Source organism: Sinomonas notoginsengisoli, from assembly GCF_021554725.1.
Lineage (GTDB): Bacteria > Actinomycetota > Actinomycetes > Actinomycetales > Micrococcaceae > Sinomonas > Sinomonas notoginsengisoli.
Genome location: NZ_JAIZDP010000002.1, coordinates 130,625 through 148,095, shown reverse-complemented (window position 1 = coordinate 148,095; position 17,471 = coordinate 130,625). Strand labels below are relative to the sequence as shown.

The following is a 17,471-nucleotide window of genomic DNA, read 5'->3' as shown; positions in this document are numbered from 1 at the left end:
AGGGGGAGGGGCAGGTCATGTCGCACGAGCCGTCGCAGCAGCCGGAAGAGCCCAAGGGCGCCGAATCCACCAGTGGACGCGACGCCGCGAACCCTCGGGAGTCCAGCCCAGGCGAACCCGAGAACGGCGTCCCGCATGCCGAACGCCCCAGGCACACGCCGCCGCCGTACGTCCCGCCGGTGACCCTGGACAAGGACCGCGGCAACCCGACCGAACCCATCCCCAGCAATCCCACCCAGCCGCTCCCGCCCGGCGCCCCCACCGATAGTCCGTATCCCGGCGACACCGCGTACGGTCAGGGCGGGCATGACTTCAGCCAGCCCTCCTCGGGCGCGCAGCCCCCGTACCCCGGCGTCCCGTACCCGGGCCAGCAGGGCTACCCGGGCCAGCAGGGCTACCCCGGTCAGCAGGGCTACCCAGCGGCAGCGATGCCCCCGGACTACCCCCAGTACGGGTACATGGCCGCCGAGCCGAAGGGGCTCAGCATCGCCGCGATGGTGTGCGGCATCTCGGTCTACATCGGTTTCGGGTTCTTCGTGCTCCCGCAGATCGCGGCGGTCGTGTTGGGGCATATGGCCCTTTCACGCGAGCCGGCGGGCCGCCCCATGGCGCTGGCAGGACTGATCATGGGGTACGTCGGGATCGCGCTCACGGTACTGGGTTTGGCCTTCATCATCATCGTGGTCGCGTCGGCGTCGCAATACACCTACTGACGGGGGCTGCCGGCAGGCCCGCTGGGTGGCTCCGCAAGGTGCAGCAGGCGCGCGAGCTGTAGCAGCACCGCCTCCGAGCCCAGATGCCCCACGGCCTGCACGCCCATCGGCAGCCCGGCCTCCGTCCAGTACGTGGTCGCGACGACGGCTGGCAGGCCGCACACGTTGACCCATGACGACCACGGCGCGAACTCGCACTGGCGCCGGTAGTCCTCGTCCGCCGTCCACCGCCATTCCGGCCCGGAGAACCAGCCGACCGGCCGCGCTGTCTGCGCGAGCGCGGGGGAGAGCAGCACGTCCCACCGTGAGAGTTGGGCCACGACGTCCCGCTCGAACTGCCGCAGGAACGCGAGCGCCTCCTCGAGCTTCGCGTGGGAGCGCTGCTGCGCCCGGCGCCGGAAGGAGCGCGTAAGCGGCGTGAGGAGCGGCTCGCGCTCGGGCCGGATCCGCGCGGCCCCGACTCCGGCGGTCCAAGCAGCCGTGAATGCGTCCGGGTAGCGGTTGTCGAACCGCACGTCCTGCTCGACGACGAGGTGCCCCGCCGCCGCGAGCATCTCCGCCCCGCGCCGTAGCGCCTCCCGTGCTTCAGGGTCCGCGCGTACCTCGTACCGCGCATCCCACGGGCTCGCGAGGCTCACGGCGACCCTCAGCCTCCTCGGTTCGCGCACGACGGCGTCCACGAACGTCCCAGCGTGCCGCCCCGAATGGGGGTTCTCGCCTCGGGCTTCCCCGGAGAGGAGCACATCCATCATCAGCGCGGCATCCTTGGCGCTGCGGGCCAGGGGCCCGGCCACGACGAGCCGCGCGGCGTCCCCAGTGCTCTGCCCCTCCGGAATGAGCCCGCGTCCTGGCTTGAGCCCGATGATCCCGCAGGCGGCGGCAGGGATGCGGATGGACCCTCCGCCGTCGGAGCCGGGGGCGAACGGCGCCAGAGCCGCAGCCACGGCCGCGGCCGAGCCGCCCGAGGAGCCTCCGGAGCTCAGCGCGGGCCCGTACGGATTCCGTGAGGGCGGCGCGATCCGGTTCTCCGAGTAGGCCGTGAGGCCGAACTCCGGCACCTGGGTCTTGCCGAGCGAGATGGCACCGGCGCCTCGCAGGAGCGCGGCAATCGGCGAGTCGGCGGGCGCGGGGCGGGCGTCGAGAGCCGCGGAGCCGTGGGTGGTCGGCACCCCGGCCACGTCGGTGAGGTCCTTGAACGCCGTGGGCATCCCGTGCAGCGCGGGCAGTTCGTCGAGCCGCCCCGAGCGGGACAGCCGCGCATGCAGGGAGTCGGCGGCAGCGGCGGCGTCGTGCGCGTGTTCTGCCGTGACGGTCAGGTAGGCGCCGAGGAGGCGGTTCTGGGACTCGATCTGCCCGAGGAAGGACGCAACCGCCTCGCGGGCGGACACCTCTCCCGTCCGGAGCGCGTCCCGGAGTCCGGTCGCGGAGCCGAAGGCGCCCTCGGGCATCGCCATGGTCCTCCGTCAGTGTCGCTGCCCGCCGACGCGCTGACCCGTCGTGAGAACCACTATAGGCTGGGAGGAAACCACTTCCGGAGGCGAAGAATGTCTGATTTCGAGACCGTCCGCGTCGACTCGCTGCCTGAGGGCGGCATCCTGCTCGATGTGCGCGAGGACTACGAGTGGGAGGCCGGCCACGCCGAGGGCGCCGTCCACATTCCCCTCGAGCAGCTGCCCGCGCGCCTCGACGACCTGGACCCGGATGACGACCTCCTCGTCATCTGCCGTACCGGTGGCCGCTCGGCCCGGGCCACCCAGTGGCTCGTCGCCAACGGCTACTCCGCGGTCAACGTGGCCGGCGGCATGGATGCCTGGCTCACGGCGGGAAAGCCCATGGTCGCCGAGAACGGGCAGACCCCCACCGTCCTCTGACGCCGACTCCATGATCTACACATTCCTCGGCCCCGAGGGCACGTTCACCGAGGCTGCCCTCCTCAAGGTCCCCGGCGCCCGCGACGCCGCGCGGGTCCCCGCGACAAATGTCAACGCCGCGCTCGACGCGGTGCGCGACGGTGCCGCGCACGCAGCGATGGTCCCCATCGAGAACTCGGTAGAAGGCGGCGTGACGGCGACCCTGGACGCGATTTCCACGGGAGGAGAGCTGCGGATCGTCCGCGAGGAGGTCGTGCCCATCACGTTCGTGCTGGTCGCCCGGCCCGGGACCCGCATCTCGGAGGTGCGCCGCATCTCGACCCACGGGCACGCGTGGGCCCAGTGCCGCGGCTGGGCCGCCGCAAACGCGCCCGACGCCGTCCATCTCGCCGCGAGCTCGACCGCTGCGGGTGCGCTCGCCCTCCTCGACCCGGCCTCGCCTGCCGGGGACGCGGCGATCTGCGCCCCCATCGTGGCCGAGGAGCACCCCGAGCTCGAAGTCCTCGCGTCCGACATCGGCGACAACCCCGGCGCCGTCACCCGCTTCGTCCTCGTGTCCAGCCCGGGCGCCCTCCCGCCGCGCACCGGCGCCGACAAGACCTCCGTGGCCGTGCCGCTGCCGGAGGACCGGGCCGGCGCCCTGATGGAGATCCTCGAGCAGTTTGCCGCCCGAGGCGTCAATCTCTCCCGCATCGAGTCCCGCCCCACCGGCCGGTACCTGGGGCACTACTTCTTCTCCATCGACGTCGACGGGCACGTCCAGGACGCCCGCATCGCCGATGCTCTCCGCGGCCTCCACCGCATCAGCCCTGAGACGAGATTCCTCGGCTCGTACCCTCGCTCAGACGGCGCCCGTCCCCAGGTGAAGGACTACGTGTCCGACGACTCGTTCGCCTCGGCGCGGGACTGGGTGGAGGCGATCCTTGGTGGCTGAGGACTTCCTGTCCGCCTATCTGGCGCGCATCGGCTATGCCGGGGAGGCCGCCCCCACGCTGGAGAACATCACGGCGATCCACGCCCACCACATCCGGGCGATCCCGTTCGAGAACCTCTCTCCGGCCACGGGCACTGCGGTGGACATCTCACCCGAGGGGATCGAGGCCGCCCTCGTCCGCCGCAGCCGTGGCGGCTACTGCTTCCAGCACGGCGGCCTGCTCTCCCGGGCCCTGACCGAGCTGGGAGCGGAGGGCGTCGAGAACCATCTCGGACGCGTCTACTGGCAGCGCGAGCCGGGCACTGGCGCGCCCGCGCGGACCCACCAGGCCACCGTCTTCACGCACGACGGCGCGCGGTACCTCCTCGACGCCGGCTTCGGGGGGTTCAATCCCTCGGGCGCCCTGCCGATCGACCCGGAGGCCCGTGGCACGGAGGTCGTGACGCCACTGGGCACGTTCCGCGTCGTGGACGTCCCCGCAGCAGGACTTCCTCAGGGCGACACCGCGACGATCGACCTCATGGTCCAGGCCCGGATCGGGAACGCGTGGACAAACCTCTACGGGGTGGATCTGCGGCCCAACGCGCCCTCGGACTTCGCGGTTGCGAACTGGTTCGTCTCCACCTCGTCGATCCCGCCGTTCACCCGTTCGCTCATGTTCGCCATCACGACGCCCACCCAGCGGCTCACCCTGGCCAACCTCGCGCTCTCCGTGCGGACCTACGCCGCGGATGGGTCCTCGACCGTCGAGAAGCACACCCTCGGCAGTCCCGACGAGCTCCGTGAGGCGGCCCGCGGCCTGTTCCGTATCGAGGACGATTCCCTCGACTGGGCCCGCGCCTACCGGGTGGCGTCTTCGGCCTGAGCCGAGCCCTCAGGTGACCCGGACGAGCAGGCTCGCCGGGTGCACCTCGACGTCCACCTGGGTGGCGGGGCCCACGACGTCGCCGTCCGCCTGCGTCTGGATCGGCTCGGGCACGCGGATGGAGACCTTGCGGGCGCCGTAGAACTGCATGACCGGCAGCTGACGTTTGTGCTGGACCATGATCTTCACATACATCGCGACCCAGCCGATGAGGCTCCGCGGGCTCATGATGGCGACGTCCAGGATCCCGTCGTCGATGTATGCATCCGGGATGAAGTCCACTCCGCCGGGCAGTTTGGAGCAGTTCGCGAACAGGACGCTGCGCACGCGGCGGGTCTGGAAGTCGGCATCGTCGAGCGAGATCTCCACGCGGCGGCGCCGTTGGCCGGGCATATGCCGGATTCCCGCCTCCGTGTAGGCCATCCAGCCCACCACCCGCTTCAGGTCCTCGCTCGTGTCGTTGAGGATCTCAGCGTCCATGCCCACACCCGCGATCACGAGGAACGTGTGCGTCGAGGTCTCGCCGTCCGGGGCCGTCAGCGTCATGGTTCCCGTGTCGATGCGGCGCTGGCGCCCGAAGATCGCGGTGTAGACGCACCGGGTCAGGTGCGTGACGTCCAGGTCGAGGTTGCGGGCCAGAAGGTTTCCCGTGCCCAGGGGCACGAGGCCCATTGCGGTGTCCGTCCCCGCCAGGACCTCCGCGACCACTCGTACGGTGCCGTCCCCGCCGCACGGGATCACGACGTCGGCGCCCGCCTCCACTGCCCGGCGCGCCGCTGTGTGGCCAGGGTCGGCCTTCGTGGTGTGGAAGATGAGCGGCTCGGGCCACCCGGCCCCACGGCACGCGGCCTCGATGAGCATCCGTGCCTCGTGTGCGCGGTACTTGATCGGGTTGAGCACCACGGCGACCTGCTGCGGCCCCGGCGGCGGTGCGACCGCTGGCTCGCCGACCGCGGATCGGGCGTGCTGCACCTGGAGCCTGCGCACGCCCCACCAGCTGGCGACGGCGACGCCGCCAGCAGCGGCAACGGCACTCGCTATGATCCACCCGCGCATGATGTCCCCACTCTAACCCGGCCCGCACACCCCTTCCGGCGCCTACGGCCTCCACCCTGCCGAGTCCCGCCCCGGCAGGGTGTCCGGTTAGTCTTGGACTCGTGATCGACGTCAAGGACCTTACCGAGAACCCCGACAAGTACCGTGCGAGCCAGCTGGCGCGCGGGGCGGACGAAGCCCTGGTGGACTCGATCATCGCAGCCGATACGCGGCGTCGTGCGTCCCTGACCGAGTATGAGACGCTCCGGGCCGAGCAGAATGTGTTCGGCAAGAAGGTCGCCGCCGCCAAGGGCGAGGAGAAGCAGGCCCTGCTCGCCGAGGTGAAGGACCTTTCGCAGAAGGTCAAAGCCGCCCAGGGCTCGGCCGATGAGGCGCAGGCCGAGATGGACGAGCTCATGCGCGTCGTGCCCAACCTCATCATCGACGGCATCCCGGCCGGCGGCGAGGACGACTACGCCGTGGTCAAGACGGTCGGAACGCCGCGCGACTTCGCGGCTGAGGGCTTCGAGCCGCGCGACCACCTCGAGATCGGCGAGCTCCTCGGGGCGATTGACATGGAGCGCGGCGCCAAGGTCTCCGGCTCGCGGTTCTACTTCCTCCGCGGGGTGGGGGCGCGGCTTGAGCTGGCGCTCCTGCAGATGGCGATGGACCAGGCCATCCAGAACGGCTTCATCCCCATGCTCACCCCCACGCTCGTGCGTCCCGAGACGATGCAGGGCACGGGCTTCGACGTCAAGCACGACGCCGAGATCTACCGCCTCGCCGAGGATGACCTCTACCTCACGGGCACGTCCGAGGTGGCCCTTGCCGGGTACCACGCGGACGAGATTCTCGACCTCACGGCCGGGCCGGTCCGGTACGCCGGGTGGTCCTCGTGCTACCGCCGCGAGGCCGGCTCGCACGGCAAGGACACCCGCGGGATCATCCGCGTGCACCAGTTCAACAAGGTCGAGATGTTCGTCTACTGCAACCCGGAGGAGGCCGAGGCGGAGCACGCACGGCTGCTCGCGTGGGAGGAGGAGATGCTGGCCAAGGTGGAGCTGCCCTACCGCGTGATCGACACCGCCGCGGGCGACCTCGGCATGAGCGCGGCGCGCAAGTTCGACTGCGAGGCCTGGGTCCCCACTCAGGGCCGCTACCGCGAGCTCACCTCGACCTCCAACTGCACGGGCTTCCAGGCCCGGCGCCTCAACATCCGCGAGCGGGTGCTCGACGCCGAGGGCTCGTCCCGCGGGACGCGCGCGGTCGCGACCCTGAACGGCACCCTCGCGACCACCCGCTGGATCGTGGCCATCCTCGAGCACCACCAGAACGCGGACGGCTCGGTGAACGTCCCCGCGGCGCTGCGCCCGTACCTCGGCGGCCTCGAGGTCCTCCCCGTCCGGTAGACGGGCCGTCGTCGGTAAGGCGCACGACCACGTGAGTGTTCATTGCGTGTTCACTCCCATGTGGTGCCTGTCCTAGGGGGCGTGCAGGCGGGGATGTTTCACTAGTACCCATGACAACAACACTGAATGCTGGCATCGACGACCAGCTGAAGACCATGAACCGCAAGCTTGTCGGCCTCGATGTGGACGGGACCCTCGTCGACCACTACGGCCATATGTCCCCGGCCATCCGTGAGGTGGGCGCCGCCGTGGTGCGGGCCGGCCACGAGGTGGTCGTCGCCACGGGCCGCTCCCTCGGGGCGACCCTGCCCGTCGTCGAGCTCCTTGGGGTTGACCGCGGCTTCGCGGTGTGCAGCAACGGCGGGGTGGTCGTCCAGATCCACGCGGGGGCCAACGGCGGCTACACGGTGATCGACCGCCGCTCGTTCGATCCGGCGCCCGCGCTCGATGCCCTGCGCCACCGGCTCCCCAACGCGAAGTATGCCCTCGAGGACATCGACGGCAACTTCCTCTCCACCGAGCGTTTCCAGGACGCGAGCTTCGGCGTCGAGGCCAAGGGCGTGCCCTTCAGGGAACTGCTGGAGGCCGAGGCCGTCCGACTCGTCGTCTTCTCCACCGACGCCACAGCCGAGGAGTTCGGTGAGGCTGTGCAGTCGATCGGCCTGCAGGGCGTGACCTACTCGGTCGGCTGGACGGCGTGGCTCGACATCGCGGCCCACGGTGTGACCAAGGCCAGCGGCCTCGAGCACGTGCGCAGCCTGGTCGACGTGGACCGCGCCGACACGGTGTGCATTGGCGACGGCCGCAACGACATCGAGATGCTCCAGTGGGCCGGCCGCGGTGTGGCCATGGGGCAGGCACCGGACGAGGTCAAGGCCGCCGCGAACGAGGTCACCGCATCGGTCGAGGAAGACGGCGCCGCCGCGATCCTCCGCTCGCTGCTCTAGCGCCGCGCACGACGGCGCCCGATCACCGTCTCGGTGACCCGTCGCCTGCCGCGTCGAGGAGACCCAGGAGTCTTGCGGCCGCGGGCCGGGCGCCCCATTCCTCGGGCCAGTGCGCCCTCGCGATCGCCTTGGACACCGCCTGGGTGGTAATGCCGAGAGCATCCGCTGCCGCCTTCTGCTGCCCGCGGACGCCCGGGGTCAGCAGGTCCAGGACCCGCCATTCGGCGACGGTGCGCTTCACGATGGCGAGGCCGAGCAGGCGAAGCACGCCCTCGGCGTCGTGCGCGAGGCGCGGGTCCGCGCCGTCGACGGCCACCGCAGGCCCCTCGCCGGTGCCCTGGGCGCGCTCAACCGCGCTGCGCGAGTAGACGAGCCCCGGCCCGCGCACCTCGCCCACCCCGAGAGGGAGCGGCTCCTCGAGCGGCCCCACGCCGATGCCCACGTTCCAGCGCACCCCGCCGCACGCGTCCGGCCGGAGGGCGATCAGCGCGGCGTCGAGCGCGGGCTCGGGTGCGGTGAAGACTGCCTGGGCCTCGTCGCCCACGGTCCGGTCGAACGGCACCTCAGGGCGCAGCCGAGACAGCGCCCGGAGGAGTTCCGGCACGCGGTCCCCGCCGCCGCGGTCGCGCTGGTTGATCGTGACCGTGTACATGGCGGCCAGCCTAGCCGCGGGCCGGTGTGAGGGGCAGGAAGCGGCCACTCGACATACGAGAAGTGGCCACTCGACGGCGCACGTCGAGTAGCCACTTCTTCAGCGATGAAGGCCAAACCCTCGATGAGCGTGCCTGCTAGTGCCCCTGCTGCTCGAAGCGCTTGATGGACGCCTCGAGCTCAGTCTCGGCGGCTGCGCGGTCGGCCCAGCCTGCGGGCTTGACCCACTTGCCCGGCTCGAGGTCCTTGTACCGGGAGAAGAAGTGCTCGATCTCCTTGATGAGCCACTCGTCCAGGTCAGAGGCCTCCTGGATGTGGTCGAAGCGCTTGTCCGCCGGGACGCACACGAGCTTGGCATCTCCGCCGGACTCGTCTTCCATGTTGAAGATGGCGATCGGGCGGGCCTCCATGACGATGCCGGGGAAGAGGTCCACGTCCGGGTACCAGACGAGTGCGTCGAGCGGGTCGCCGTCCTCGCCGAGGGTGTTCTCGAAGTACCCGTAGTGGGTGGGGTACTGCATCGAGGTGAAGAGGACGCGGTCGAGGCGGACGCGGCCCGTCTCGTGGTCCACCTCATACTTGACGCGCGAACCGCGCGGGATCTCGATCGTCACATCGTGCTTCATAGTGCTCCTTGCGTGGCCCGTCGGGGCGGGATGGCATCGAATCTGCGGCCGCCTGGCCCGGCGCACGGCAGGGCTATGGCGGCGACTACCATGAAGGATATCTGCCCCGGGGGCCCTCGATCCCCGCGCCAAGGCCATCCACACCCCGAGGACGGAGATCTCCATGACCCCCGAGCGCGGCCGCCGCACGCCCGTGGGGGGCCTGGGGGCGCTGATCGCATCCGCCTTTGTGGTGTGCGTGCTGGTCGCCGTCGCCATGGTCTCCTCCGGCACGGCGACGGCCACACGGGCGGCCCTCTTCCCACACCCGACGCCCACGGCGACGGTCCCCGCGTGGCTCACTGCGCCGTCGTCCGCCCCGACCATTGGGGGTGCGACGCCCCTCTCCGACTCCGCCCCCGTCCCAGCGGCGTCCGCGCTCGCGCGGGAACTCAACCAGCGGCTCACGCCCGGCAGCGGGAGCATCGCCGCGGCGGTGCTCGACGGCGCGACCGGCCAGACGCTCTACTCGAAGTCCGGCGACGAGCCGCAGGTGCCCGCATCGAACCTGAAGCTCCTCACGGCGGCGGCGGTGCTCACCACGCTCGGTCCGGATGCGACGCTGCGCACCCGGGTGGTGCGCGGGGCCGATCCGGGGACGGTGGTGCTCGTGGGCAGCGGCGACGTCATGCTCGGTGCGGGCGCCTCGCAGCCTGGAGCCGTCATGGGGCGCGCAGGGATGGCAACGCTCGCCTCCGAGACTGCCGCCGCGCTCGCGGGGACGCACGACGCCGCGGGCTCACCGGGCGCCAGTCCCTCACCTGCCGCGGACCACGGCACGGTCACGGTACGCCTCGACGACACCCTGTTCACCGGCCCGTCCCTCAACCCGGCCTGGGCGCCTGAGGACGTCGAGGCCGGCGAGATCGCGCCCCTCTATGCGCTTGCGCTCAACGCCGGCCGCTCCGCACCGGGGGCAGCCGGCGCACGGCCTCGGGACTCGGCGATGGAGGCGGCCACGGCCTTCCGCGCTGAACTGGCCAGGGCGCTCGCCGCCTCCGGCATGAAGGTCGCGGCCGGGGTCGAGCGGGCCGCGGCACCGGCGAACGCAGCCGAGCTCGCGTCCGTTGAGAGCGCGACGATCGCCGAGCAGACCGGCTACGTCCTCCGTGAATCGGACAACTACGGTGCTGAGGCCCTCGGCCGGCTCGCGTCCCATGCGGCCGGCGGCGCGGCGAGCAACGATGGCGCCGTGTCAGCGCTCAAGGCCACCGCGGGCCGAATCCTCGGCAGCTCGGACGGCCTCGTACTCGTCGACGCCTGTGGCCTCGCGATCGCGGACCGCGTGACCCCTGCGGCTCTCGCCGGCGTGGTCCGCGCGATGACCTCCGGGGCGGACTCTCGGCTGCGCGCGGCCCTCGATGGGCTCCCGGTCGCCGCGCTCGACGGCACGCTCGCCCGCCGGTTCGGGGGTACGGCCTCTGCCGGGGCCGGCGTGGTGCGCGCCAAGACCGGAACTCTCAACACGGTGGCCGCGCTGAGCGGGTACCTCGTGGACGTGGACGGGCGGCTGCTCGTGTTCTCCCTCGTGGCGAACGGCGTGGACCCGGCCGCCCGCCAGCGGGCCATTGCGGCCATAGATTCAGGTGTTGCTGCCCTCGCGGGATGCGGGTGCCGAAGCTGATCGCCGGCGGCGAAAGGGGATCCGGGAGGCGCCCAGCGCAGCGGATTGTCACCCAGATGTGATCGAATGGGGGGATGGATGCCCCGCAGATGGCCAGCCAACTGATCAACTGGGATCTCGCCGCCTCGACGGCAGCACGCCTTGCGCCTCCGGGGCCGGCGATGCGCCGGCCGGACGCGATGGAGGTGGTCGAGAGCCTGCGCCGTCTTGCGGATGCCTCGGTCCCGCACGTGCACCGGATCACGGGACTCGCCGTCGCCGAGGACCTCCGCGACTCCCAGCTCCTCATCGTGGACCGCGCCTCGTGGGCCAAGGCGAACGCCCAGGGGTTCGAGGTGATGATGGGGCCGGTCCTGACCAAGCTGGTCGAGAAGAAGACCAGCGAGCTGACGCCAACCGCGGCCCGGGTGGGCGGCGCCATCACTGGCACGCAGCTCGGCGCGATCCTCGCATACCTCGCGAGTCGCGTACTGGGTCAGTATGAGCCGTTTGCGGCCCTCGCCGAGGGGTCCACGCTCCCTCCCGCAGGCCGGCTCCTGCTCGTGGCGCCGAACATCGTCCACGTCGAGCGCGAGCTGGGGGTGGACCCCGAGGACTTCCGGATGTGGGTGTGCCTGCACGAGCAGACCCACCGGGTCCAGTTCGCCGCGGCGCCCTGGCTCCGGGGCCACATGATCGAGCAGATCAGCAAGCTCAGCGAGAGCCTCGTGGGCAACATGGACAGCCTCATGGAGCGTGCGACGGCGGCGGCGAAGTCCCTGCGGGACCGCACCGCGGACTCGTCGGACCTTCCCAGCAAGGGCGCGATCCTGGACCTGCTCCAGGATCCTGAGGAGCGGGCCGCGATCTCGCACCTGACCGCCGTCATGAGTCTCCTCGAGGGCCACGCGAACGTGGTCATGGATGCCGTCGACGCGTCCGTGGTGCCGAGCGTCAAGACCATCCGCCAGCGTTTCCAGGCCCGCAACGAGAACCGCGGCCCGATCGAGATGTTCGTCCGCCGCTTGCTCGGCATCGAGGCGAAGATGCGCCAGTACACGGACGGGCAGGAGTTTGTACGCCACGTGGTGGAAGCGGTGGGCATGGAGGGGTTCAACCGCGTATGGGAGGCCGCTGAGAACCTGCCCACCGAGGAGGAGATCCACGATCCAGCCGCGTGGATCGCCCGGATGGGGCTGTGAGCCCAACCGGACCGTCGGGTGAGGGTCTCGAGCCGGGCCCCGACCGTGATTCCGCTTCGCCCGCGCGTCGACGGCTGCACCCGGCTGTGGGCAGCGCCCGCAACGCCGTCAGGGCATCGCTCGAGGAGGCGGGCTGGCCGTCCCGGATCCTGGTCGCCTGCTCCGGCGGCCCCGATTCGCTCGCGCTTTCTGCGGCCGTGGCGCACTTCGCGCGTCGCGGGCGGATCCCCGCACCGGGAGGGGGGAGCCATCCGCTCGAGGCGGGGGCCGTCGTCGTCGACCACCAGCTGCAGGAGGGCTCGGGCGAGGTAGCGCGCACTACGGCGCGTGTGCTGGCCGAGCTGGGCCTGGAACCGGTGCGGGTGGTCGCAGTCGAGGTGCAGCTCGCGGGGGAGGGGCCAGAGGCCGCAGCCCGATCGGCACGGCACGCCGCGCTCCTCGCCGAGGCCACGGAGCGGGGTGCGGACGCGGTGCTGCTCGGCCACACCCTGGATGATCAGGCCGAGCAGGTCCTCCTGGGCCTCGCACGTGGGTCCGGGCCCCGCGCACTCGGGGCCATGCGGAGAGTGCGCGGCCGTTTTGTTCGCCCGTTCCTGGGGCTGCGGCGCGCCGACACCCTCGATGTATGCGTCGCAGAGGGCCTCGAGCCGTGGTTCGACCCCACCAACGAGGACCCGACGTTCATGCGTTCTCGGGTGCGCAGCGCCATCATGCCCTTCCTCGAGGCGGAGCTCGGACCGGGCGTCGCGGAGGGCCTTGCCCGAACCGCCTCACTCCTGGGCGCAGACGCGGACTACCTCGACGACGAGGCCCGGCGCGCCTACACGGCGCTTGCCGAGGTCGGGCCGCAGGGCGCCGAGGTCGGGCCGCAGGGCGCCGTCCTCCGTCGGGTTGTGCTGGACGCCGACTCCCTCCGGGCGCTCCCATCGGCCCTGCGCGGCAGAGTCCTCTCGTTGGCCGTGACCGAGCTGGGCGGCCAGCCCACCTTCGAGCGGCTCGGGGCCGTCGAGCGGCTCCTGGACCGGCGCGGTTCCGCGGGCCCGATCGAGGTCCCGGGCCGGGTGAGCGCCTACCGGGAGCCGAGACGGAAAGGCGCCAGAAGGTCGGAGCCCTATGGGAGGCTAGTCTTGGTATCGCACCGCTGAACCAGCCGCGCCCCGCCAAGACCCAGCAGACATGCTCGTAACCCAGGAGCCGTAGGTGGAATCGACCGACGTCCAGTCAGACCTCAAGCACGTCCTCAAGTCCAAAGAGGAGATCCAGAACCGCATCGCGGAGCTCGCCGCGGAGATCGATCGTGACTACGAGGGCCGCGACCTGCTGATCGTTGGCGTCCTCAAAGGCGCGGTCATGGTGATGGCGGATCTCGCCCGCGCCCTGCACTCCCACGTGACGATGGACTGGATGGCGGTCTCCTCCTATGGCTCGGGCACACAGTCCTCGGGCGTGGTGCGGATCCTCAAGGACCTTGACACCGACCTCATGGGCAAGCACGTCCTCATCGTCGAGGACATCATCGACTCCGGCCTCACGCTCTCGTGGCTCAAGACGAACCTCGAGTCCCGCGGCACTGCGTCCGTGGAGATCTGCACCGCCTTCCGGAAGCCGGGTGCGGCGAAGGTCAAGATCGATGTCAAGTACGTGGGCTTCGATATTCCCAACGAGTTCGTGGTGGGCTACGGCCTCGACTACGCCGAGAAGTACCGCAACCTGGACTTCGTCGGCACGCTCGCGCCCCACGTCTACGAATAGAGGCGGTGCCGCGCCAGCCTTGGCCGCGACGGACGACGGCGCGTGGTCCGGGTTTCGCCGTGAGCGCACCCCGGCGGGATCTTCTCCCGACGGGGGAACTTTTGCGCCGTTCCGTGCGTGAACGGTTCCGAACGGTGTCATGCTGGTGGCCACGAGTGGCGCTGCGTGACGGTACCGGTGCATGAGAGAAGGGACGGGGCCTGACCCCGAGTTCATGAAAGTCAAGAGCTTCGTCAAGGGTCCGGGCATCTGGATCATCGTCGTGATTGTCCTGCTGCTGCTGGCCTTCGGGACGCTCGCGCCGGGCGGAAGCACCCGCGTGGACACCTCGGTGGGGCTCCAGCTCCTCAAGGACAACAAGGTCTCCCAAGCCAGGATCTTCAACGGCGATGAGCGCGTGGACCTGGTCCTCAAGGACAACTACGTGGTCGATGGCCAGGACAAGGGCAAGAACGTCCAGTTCTACTTCATCACCCAGCGCGGCGGTGACGTGATCACGGCGGTGAACAACGCCAGCCTCCCGCAGGGCTTCTCCGACCAGCCGGTGGAGAACAACTGGTTCAGCTCGATGCTGTCCCTGCTCATCCCTGTGGTCTTGCTCGGCGCCCTGTTCTGGTTCCTCCTCTCCCGTATGCAGGGCGGCGGCAGCCAGGTGATGAAGTTCGGCAAGTCCCGGGCCAAGATGATCACCAAGGACATGCCACAGGTGACCTTCACGGATGTCGCGGGCGCCGACGAGGCGGTCGAGGAGCTCCACGAGATCAAGGAGTTCCTCCAGGAGCCGGGCAAGTTCCAGGCCGTTGGAGCGAAGATTCCGAAGGGCGTTCTGCTCTACGGCCCCCCTGGAACCGGAAAGACCCTCCTCGCGCGGGCCGTCGCAGGCGAGGCCGGCGTTCCCTTCTTCTCCATCTCCGGCTCCGATTTCGTCGAGATGTTCGTCGGCGTGGGCGCCTCCCGTGTCCGCGACCTGTTTGAGCAGGCCAAGGCCAACGCCCCGGCGATCGTCTTCGTTGACGAGATTGACGCCGTTGGGCGGCACCGCGGGGCGGGCATCGGCGGTGGCAACGACGAGCGCGAGCAGACCCTCAACCAGCTCCTCGTCGAGATGGACGGCTTCGACGTCAAGACCAACGTCATCCTGATCGCCGCGACCAACCGACCGGACGTCCTCGACCCTGCGCTGCTGCGCCCTGGCCGGTTTGACCGCCAGATTCCTGTCGAGGCCCCTGACCTGCTGGGCCGCGAGCAGATCCTCAGCGTCCACGCCAAGGGCAAGCCCATGGCGTCCAACGTGGACCTGAGGGCCGTGGCGAAGAAGACCCCCGGCTACACCGGTGCGGACCTCGCGAACGTGCTGAACGAGGCCGCCCTGCTCACGGCCCGCTCGAACGCCCAGCTCATCGACGACCGCGCACTGGATGAGGCGATCGACCGGGTCATGGCGGGTCCTCAGAAGCGTTCCCGCGTGATGAAGGACCTCGAGCGCAAGATCACCGCCTACCACGAGGGCGGCCACGCCCTGGTAGCCGCCGCGCTGCGCAACTCGGCACCCGTCACGAAGATCACGATCCTTCCGCGCGGGCGCGCCCTCGGCTACACGATGGTGGTCCCGGAGGAGGACAAGTACTCCGTGACCCGCAACGAACTCCTCGACCAGTTGGCCTACGCGATGGGCGGCCGCGTTGCCGAGGAGATCGTCTTCCACGACCCGTCCACGGGTGCCTCTAACGACATCGAGAAGGCCACGGGAACGGCCCGGAAGATGGTCACCCAGTACGGCATGAGCGAGCGCGTGGGGGCAGTGAAGCTCGGCCAGGGCGGCGGGGAGCCGTTCCTGGGCCGCGACGCCGCGCACGAGCGCAACTTCTCGGACCAGGTCGCCTACGTCGTGGACGAGGAGGTGCGCCGGCTGATGGACCAGGCGCACGACGAGGCCTACGACATCCTCACCGACAACCGTGACGTCCTCGACCGCCTCGCCTCGGCACTCCTGGAGCGCGAGACGCTCAACCAGAAGGAGATCGCCGAGATCTTCACGGACGTGCGCAAGCGCGACTTCCGGCAGATCTGGCTCTCCAAGGAGACTCGGCCGGTGCAGGACCGCCCGCCGGTCGAGACGGAGGCCGAGCGCAAGGCCCGTGAGGAGGCCTCGAAGGCCCGCCACGAGGAGCCCCTTGACGTAGCGCAGGCTCACCACCCGCATGGCGAGCAGGAGTACGCACAGGGTCAGCACGACGATGCATGACCGGCCCGACAAGGACCTGTCAACAACGCACCGCTAGGATCGTCCCGTGACCCACTTCGACGACGACGACGTATCCGAGCTGCCCGATGCGGGGGAAGGCATGGACCTGCCCCGCATCGAGGCCGCTGTGCGGGAGATACTCCTCGCGATTGGCGAGGATCCGGACCGCAGCGGGCTGAAGGACACCCCGACGCGCGTCGCCAAGGCGTACGTGGAGGTCTTCGCCGGGCTCAACCAGAACGCGGAGGAGGTCCTGGGCGTGACGTTCGACATGGACCACGAGGAGCTCGTGCTCGTCAAAGACATCCCGTTCTACTCGACGTGCGAGCACCACTTGGTGCCGTTCCATGGGGTTGCCCACGTGGGCTATATTCCCTCGCACGATGGCCGCGTCACCGGGCTGAGCAAGCTGGCCCGCCTCGTGGACATCTACGCGCGCCGGCCACAGGTGCAGGAGAGACTCACGAGCCAGGTGGCTGACGCCATCGTCCGGCACCTCAAGCCCCGCGGGGTGATCGTCGTCGTGAGCTGCGAGCACATGTGCATGTCCATGCGCGGTGTGCGCAAACCAGGCGCGCACACCGTGACGAGCGCCGTCCGCGGCCAACTGCACGACCCCGCTACCCGCGCCGAAGCCATGAGCCTCATTCTCGGAAGGTGACCACGACTATGGACTCTCTCGCAGCAGCGCCCGGAACCGGGCCCAACACATCACCCCTACCGGTGCTGCGCAGGCCGCGCGCGCGGGCTACCTTCGAAGGCCTGCCCCGCGACCGTGCTGTCGTCATGGGCATCCTCAACGTCACGCCTGACTCGTTCAGCGATGGCGGCGCGTACGCGAGTGCGGACACGGCGATCGCGGCGGGCCTGCGCATGCTCTATGCGGGGGCGGACATCATCGACGTGGGCGGCGAGTCCACGCGTCCGGGTGCCGCCGAGGTGCCTGAGGACCTCGAGCAGGAACGCGTCCTTCCCGTAGTCGAGGCGCTCGTGAAGGCCGGTGCCCTCGTCTCCGTTGACACCCGCCGGGCCACCACCGCGGCCAAGGTGCTGGACGCCGGGGCCTCGATCATCAATGACGTCTCTGGCCTCGCCGTCACCGACGAGATGATCCGCCTCATCGCGGATCGCGACGCGCACTACGTGCTGATGCACAATCGCGGTGACTCGAAGTCGATGGACAAGCTCGCCTCGTACGAGGACGTGGTCGAGGATGTCATCGCCGAGACGCTCCAGGTGCGCGACCGCCTGCGGGCCGGGGGCGTGAGCGATGCACGGATCATCCTCGACCCGGGCCTTGGGTTCGCCAAGAACGGTGAGCAGAACTGGGAGCTCGTCAAGCACATGGCCCGGTTTACCGGGCTCGGCTACCCGGTCCTCGTGGCCGCCTCCCGCAAGCGCTTCATCGGCGAGCTCCTCATGACCGCGGGGAAGGCGGCTCCGCCGCAGGCCCGCGATGGGGCCACGGCTGCGATCACGGTGCTCGCGGCAGCGGCCGGGGCGTGGGGTGTCCGCGTGCACGACGTCGTAGCGAACCTCGACGCCGTCAAGGTCGCCGCCAGGGCGAAGGCCTAGGACG

The 17,471-nt window shown here is 70.2% G+C and carries 17 protein-coding genes; 13 read left to right on the top strand and 4 right to left on the bottom strand.

Annotation, left to right across the window (positions count from 1 at the left end; translation table 11 throughout):
* The first annotated feature begins 17 nt into the window (after positions 1 to 17).
* Positions 18 to 713, top strand: a complete 696-nt coding sequence (locus LF262_RS06220; RefSeq protein WP_235779424.1) for a DUF4190 domain-containing protein — start codon at positions 18 to 20, stop codon at positions 711 to 713.
* On the opposite strand, the gene LF262_RS06215 is transcribed toward LF262_RS06220, so the two are convergent.
* Positions 707 to 2,161 carry an amidase gene (locus LF262_RS06215; RefSeq protein WP_372462752.1) on the bottom strand — a complete coding sequence of 485 codons (1,455 nt, stop codon included), beginning with the start codon at positions 2,159 to 2,161 and terminating at the stop codon, positions 707 to 709. The two genes, LF262_RS06220 and LF262_RS06215, sit on opposite strands and share 7 nt — an antisense overlap.
* Positions 2,162 to 2,257: 96 nt before the next feature.
* Here LF262_RS06215 and LF262_RS06210 point away from each other — a divergent pair, with 96 nt between their 5' ends.
* Genes LF262_RS06210 through LF262_RS06200 form a run of 3 tightly spaced genes read left to right on the top strand, consistent with a single transcriptional unit; the run spans position 2,258 to position 4,383 of the window.
* Positions 2,258 to 2,584, top strand: coding sequence for a rhodanese-like domain-containing protein (locus LF262_RS06210; RefSeq protein ID WP_235779422.1), 327 nt, complete (start codon positions 2,258 to 2,260; stop codon positions 2,582 to 2,584).
* 10 nt (positions 2,585 to 2,594) lie between these two features.
* On the top strand, positions 2,595 to 3,518 hold the full coding sequence (pheA, locus tag LF262_RS06205; protein ID WP_235779421.1) for a prephenate dehydratase: 924 nt from the start codon (positions 2,595 to 2,597) through the stop codon (positions 3,516 to 3,518).
* Positions 3,511 to 4,383 carry an arylamine N-acetyltransferase family protein gene (locus tag LF262_RS06200; RefSeq protein ID WP_235779420.1) on the top strand — a complete coding sequence of 291 codons (873 nt, stop codon included), beginning with the start codon at positions 3,511 to 3,513 and terminating at the stop codon, positions 4,381 to 4,383. Before pheA ends, LF262_RS06200 begins: the two co-directional genes overlap by 8 nt.
* Before the next feature lie 9 nt (positions 4,384 to 4,392).
* Here LF262_RS06200 and LF262_RS06195 read toward each other — a convergent pair whose 3' ends face one another.
* Entirely contained in the window at positions 4,393 to 5,439 is a 1,047-nt protein-coding gene (locus tag LF262_RS06195; protein WP_235779419.1) for a diacylglycerol/lipid kinase family protein, read from the bottom strand.
* A 101-nt stretch (positions 5,440 to 5,540) separates the two neighbouring features.
* Here LF262_RS06195 and serS point away from each other — a divergent pair, with 101 nt between their 5' ends.
* Together serS and LF262_RS06185 are read left to right on the top strand one after the other, a co-directional pair.
* The gene (serS, locus tag LF262_RS06190) at positions 5,541 to 6,827 is read left to right on the top strand and encodes a serine--tRNA ligase (protein ID WP_235779418.1); all 1,287 of its coding nucleotides are present in this window, start codon (positions 5,541 to 5,543) and stop codon (positions 6,825 to 6,827) included.
* A gap of 110 nt (positions 6,828 to 6,937) precedes the next feature.
* Positions 6,938 to 7,774 (top strand): HAD family hydrolase, encoded by an 837-nt coding sequence (locus LF262_RS06185; RefSeq protein ID WP_235779417.1) that lies wholly within the window; start codon positions 6,938 to 6,940, stop codon positions 7,772 to 7,774.
* Positions 7,775 to 7,796: 22 nt separating this feature from the next.
* Here LF262_RS06185 and LF262_RS06180 read toward each other — a convergent pair whose 3' ends face one another.
* Together LF262_RS06180 and LF262_RS06175 are read right to left on the bottom strand one after the other, a co-directional pair.
* Complete coding sequence (locus LF262_RS06180) at positions 7,797 to 8,426, bottom strand: hypothetical protein (protein ID WP_235779416.1); 630 nt, start codon at positions 8,424 to 8,426, stop codon at positions 7,797 to 7,799.
* A 136-nt stretch (positions 8,427 to 8,562) separates the two neighbouring features.
* Positions 8,563 to 9,051: an inorganic diphosphatase gene (locus tag LF262_RS06175; RefSeq protein ID WP_235779415.1), complete on the bottom strand. Its 489-nt coding sequence runs from the start codon at positions 9,049 to 9,051 to the stop codon at positions 8,563 to 8,565.
* Positions 9,052 to 9,214: 163 nt separating this feature from the next.
* Here LF262_RS06175 and LF262_RS06170 point away from each other — a divergent pair, with 163 nt between their 5' ends.
* From LF262_RS06170 to folP, 7 genes are all read left to right on the top strand, one after another.
* Complete coding sequence (locus LF262_RS06170) at positions 9,215 to 10,714, top strand: D-alanyl-D-alanine carboxypeptidase/D-alanyl-D-alanine-endopeptidase (protein ID WP_235779414.1); 1,500 nt, start codon at positions 9,215 to 9,217, stop codon at positions 10,712 to 10,714.
* Positions 10,715 to 10,788: 74 nt separating this feature from the next.
* Complete coding sequence (locus LF262_RS06165; RefSeq protein WP_235779413.1) at positions 10,789 to 11,895, top strand: Rv3626c family coenzyme F420 biosynthesis-associated protein; 1,107 nt, start codon at positions 10,789 to 10,791, stop codon at positions 11,893 to 11,895.
* A gap of 74 nt (positions 11,896 to 11,969) precedes the next feature.
* Positions 11,970 to 13,040, top strand: a complete 1,071-nt coding sequence (gene tilS, locus LF262_RS06160) for a tRNA lysidine(34) synthetase TilS (protein WP_235779669.1) — start codon at positions 11,970 to 11,972, stop codon at positions 13,038 to 13,040.
* A 55-nt stretch (positions 13,041 to 13,095) separates the two neighbouring features.
* Entirely contained in the window at positions 13,096 to 13,647 is a 552-nt protein-coding gene (hpt, locus tag LF262_RS06155) for a hypoxanthine phosphoribosyltransferase (protein WP_235779412.1), read from the top strand.
* Positions 13,648 to 13,861: 214 nt separating this feature from the next.
* Complete coding sequence (gene ftsH, locus LF262_RS06150) at positions 13,862 to 15,892, top strand: ATP-dependent zinc metalloprotease FtsH (protein WP_235779411.1); 2,031 nt, start codon at positions 13,862 to 13,864, stop codon at positions 15,890 to 15,892.
* A 46-nt stretch (positions 15,893 to 15,938) separates the two neighbouring features.
* Positions 15,939 to 16,553: a GTP cyclohydrolase I FolE gene (folE, locus tag LF262_RS06145; protein ID WP_372462742.1), complete on the top strand. Its 615-nt coding sequence runs from the start codon at positions 15,939 to 15,941 to the stop codon at positions 16,551 to 16,553.
* 8 nt (positions 16,554 to 16,561) lie between these two features.
* Complete coding sequence (gene folP, locus LF262_RS06140; protein WP_235779410.1) at positions 16,562 to 17,467, top strand: dihydropteroate synthase; 906 nt, start codon at positions 16,562 to 16,564, stop codon at positions 17,465 to 17,467.
* Positions 17,468 to 17,471 lie beyond the last annotated feature (4 nt).

Excerpts from the sequence above, each read along its gene's own strand:
- LF262_RS06215 (WP_372462752.1), bottom strand. The coding sequence starts at position 2,161 with ATGCCCGAGGGCGCCTTCGGCTCCGCGACCGGACTCCGGGACGCGCTC.
- LF262_RS06175 (WP_235779415.1), bottom strand. The coding sequence starts at position 9,051 with ATGAAGCACGATGTGACGATCGAGATCCCGCGCGGTTCGCGCGTCAAG.
- LF262_RS06180 (WP_235779416.1), bottom strand. The coding sequence starts at position 8,426 with ATGTACACGGTCACGATCAACCAGCGCGACCGCGGCGGCGGGGACCGC.
- LF262_RS06185 (WP_235779417.1), top strand. The coding sequence starts at position 6,938 with ATGACAACAACACTGAATGCTGGCATCGACGACCAGCTGAAGACCATG.
- LF262_RS06165 (WP_235779413.1), top strand. The coding sequence starts at position 10,789 with ATGGATGCCCCGCAGATGGCCAGCCAACTGATCAACTGGGATCTCGCC.
- LF262_RS06210 (WP_235779422.1), top strand. The coding sequence starts at position 2,258 with ATGTCTGATTTCGAGACCGTCCGCGTCGACTCGCTGCCTGAGGGCGGC.
- LF262_RS06195 (WP_235779419.1), bottom strand. The coding sequence starts at position 5,439 with ATGCGCGGGTGGATCATAGCGAGTGCCGTTGCCGCTGCTGGCGGCGTC.
- LF262_RS06220 (WP_235779424.1), top strand. The coding sequence starts at position 18 with ATGTCGCACGAGCCGTCGCAGCAGCCGGAAGAGCCCAAGGGCGCCGAA.
- folP (WP_235779410.1), top strand. The coding sequence starts at position 16,562 with ATGGACTCTCTCGCAGCAGCGCCCGGAACCGGGCCCAACACATCACCC.
- LF262_RS06170 (WP_235779414.1), top strand. The coding sequence starts at position 9,215 with ATGACCCCCGAGCGCGGCCGCCGCACGCCCGTGGGGGGCCTGGGGGCG.
- pheA (WP_235779421.1), top strand. The coding sequence starts at position 2,595 with ATGATCTACACATTCCTCGGCCCCGAGGGCACGTTCACCGAGGCTGCC.
- ftsH (WP_235779411.1), top strand. The coding sequence starts at position 13,862 with ATGAAAGTCAAGAGCTTCGTCAAGGGTCCGGGCATCTGGATCATCGTC.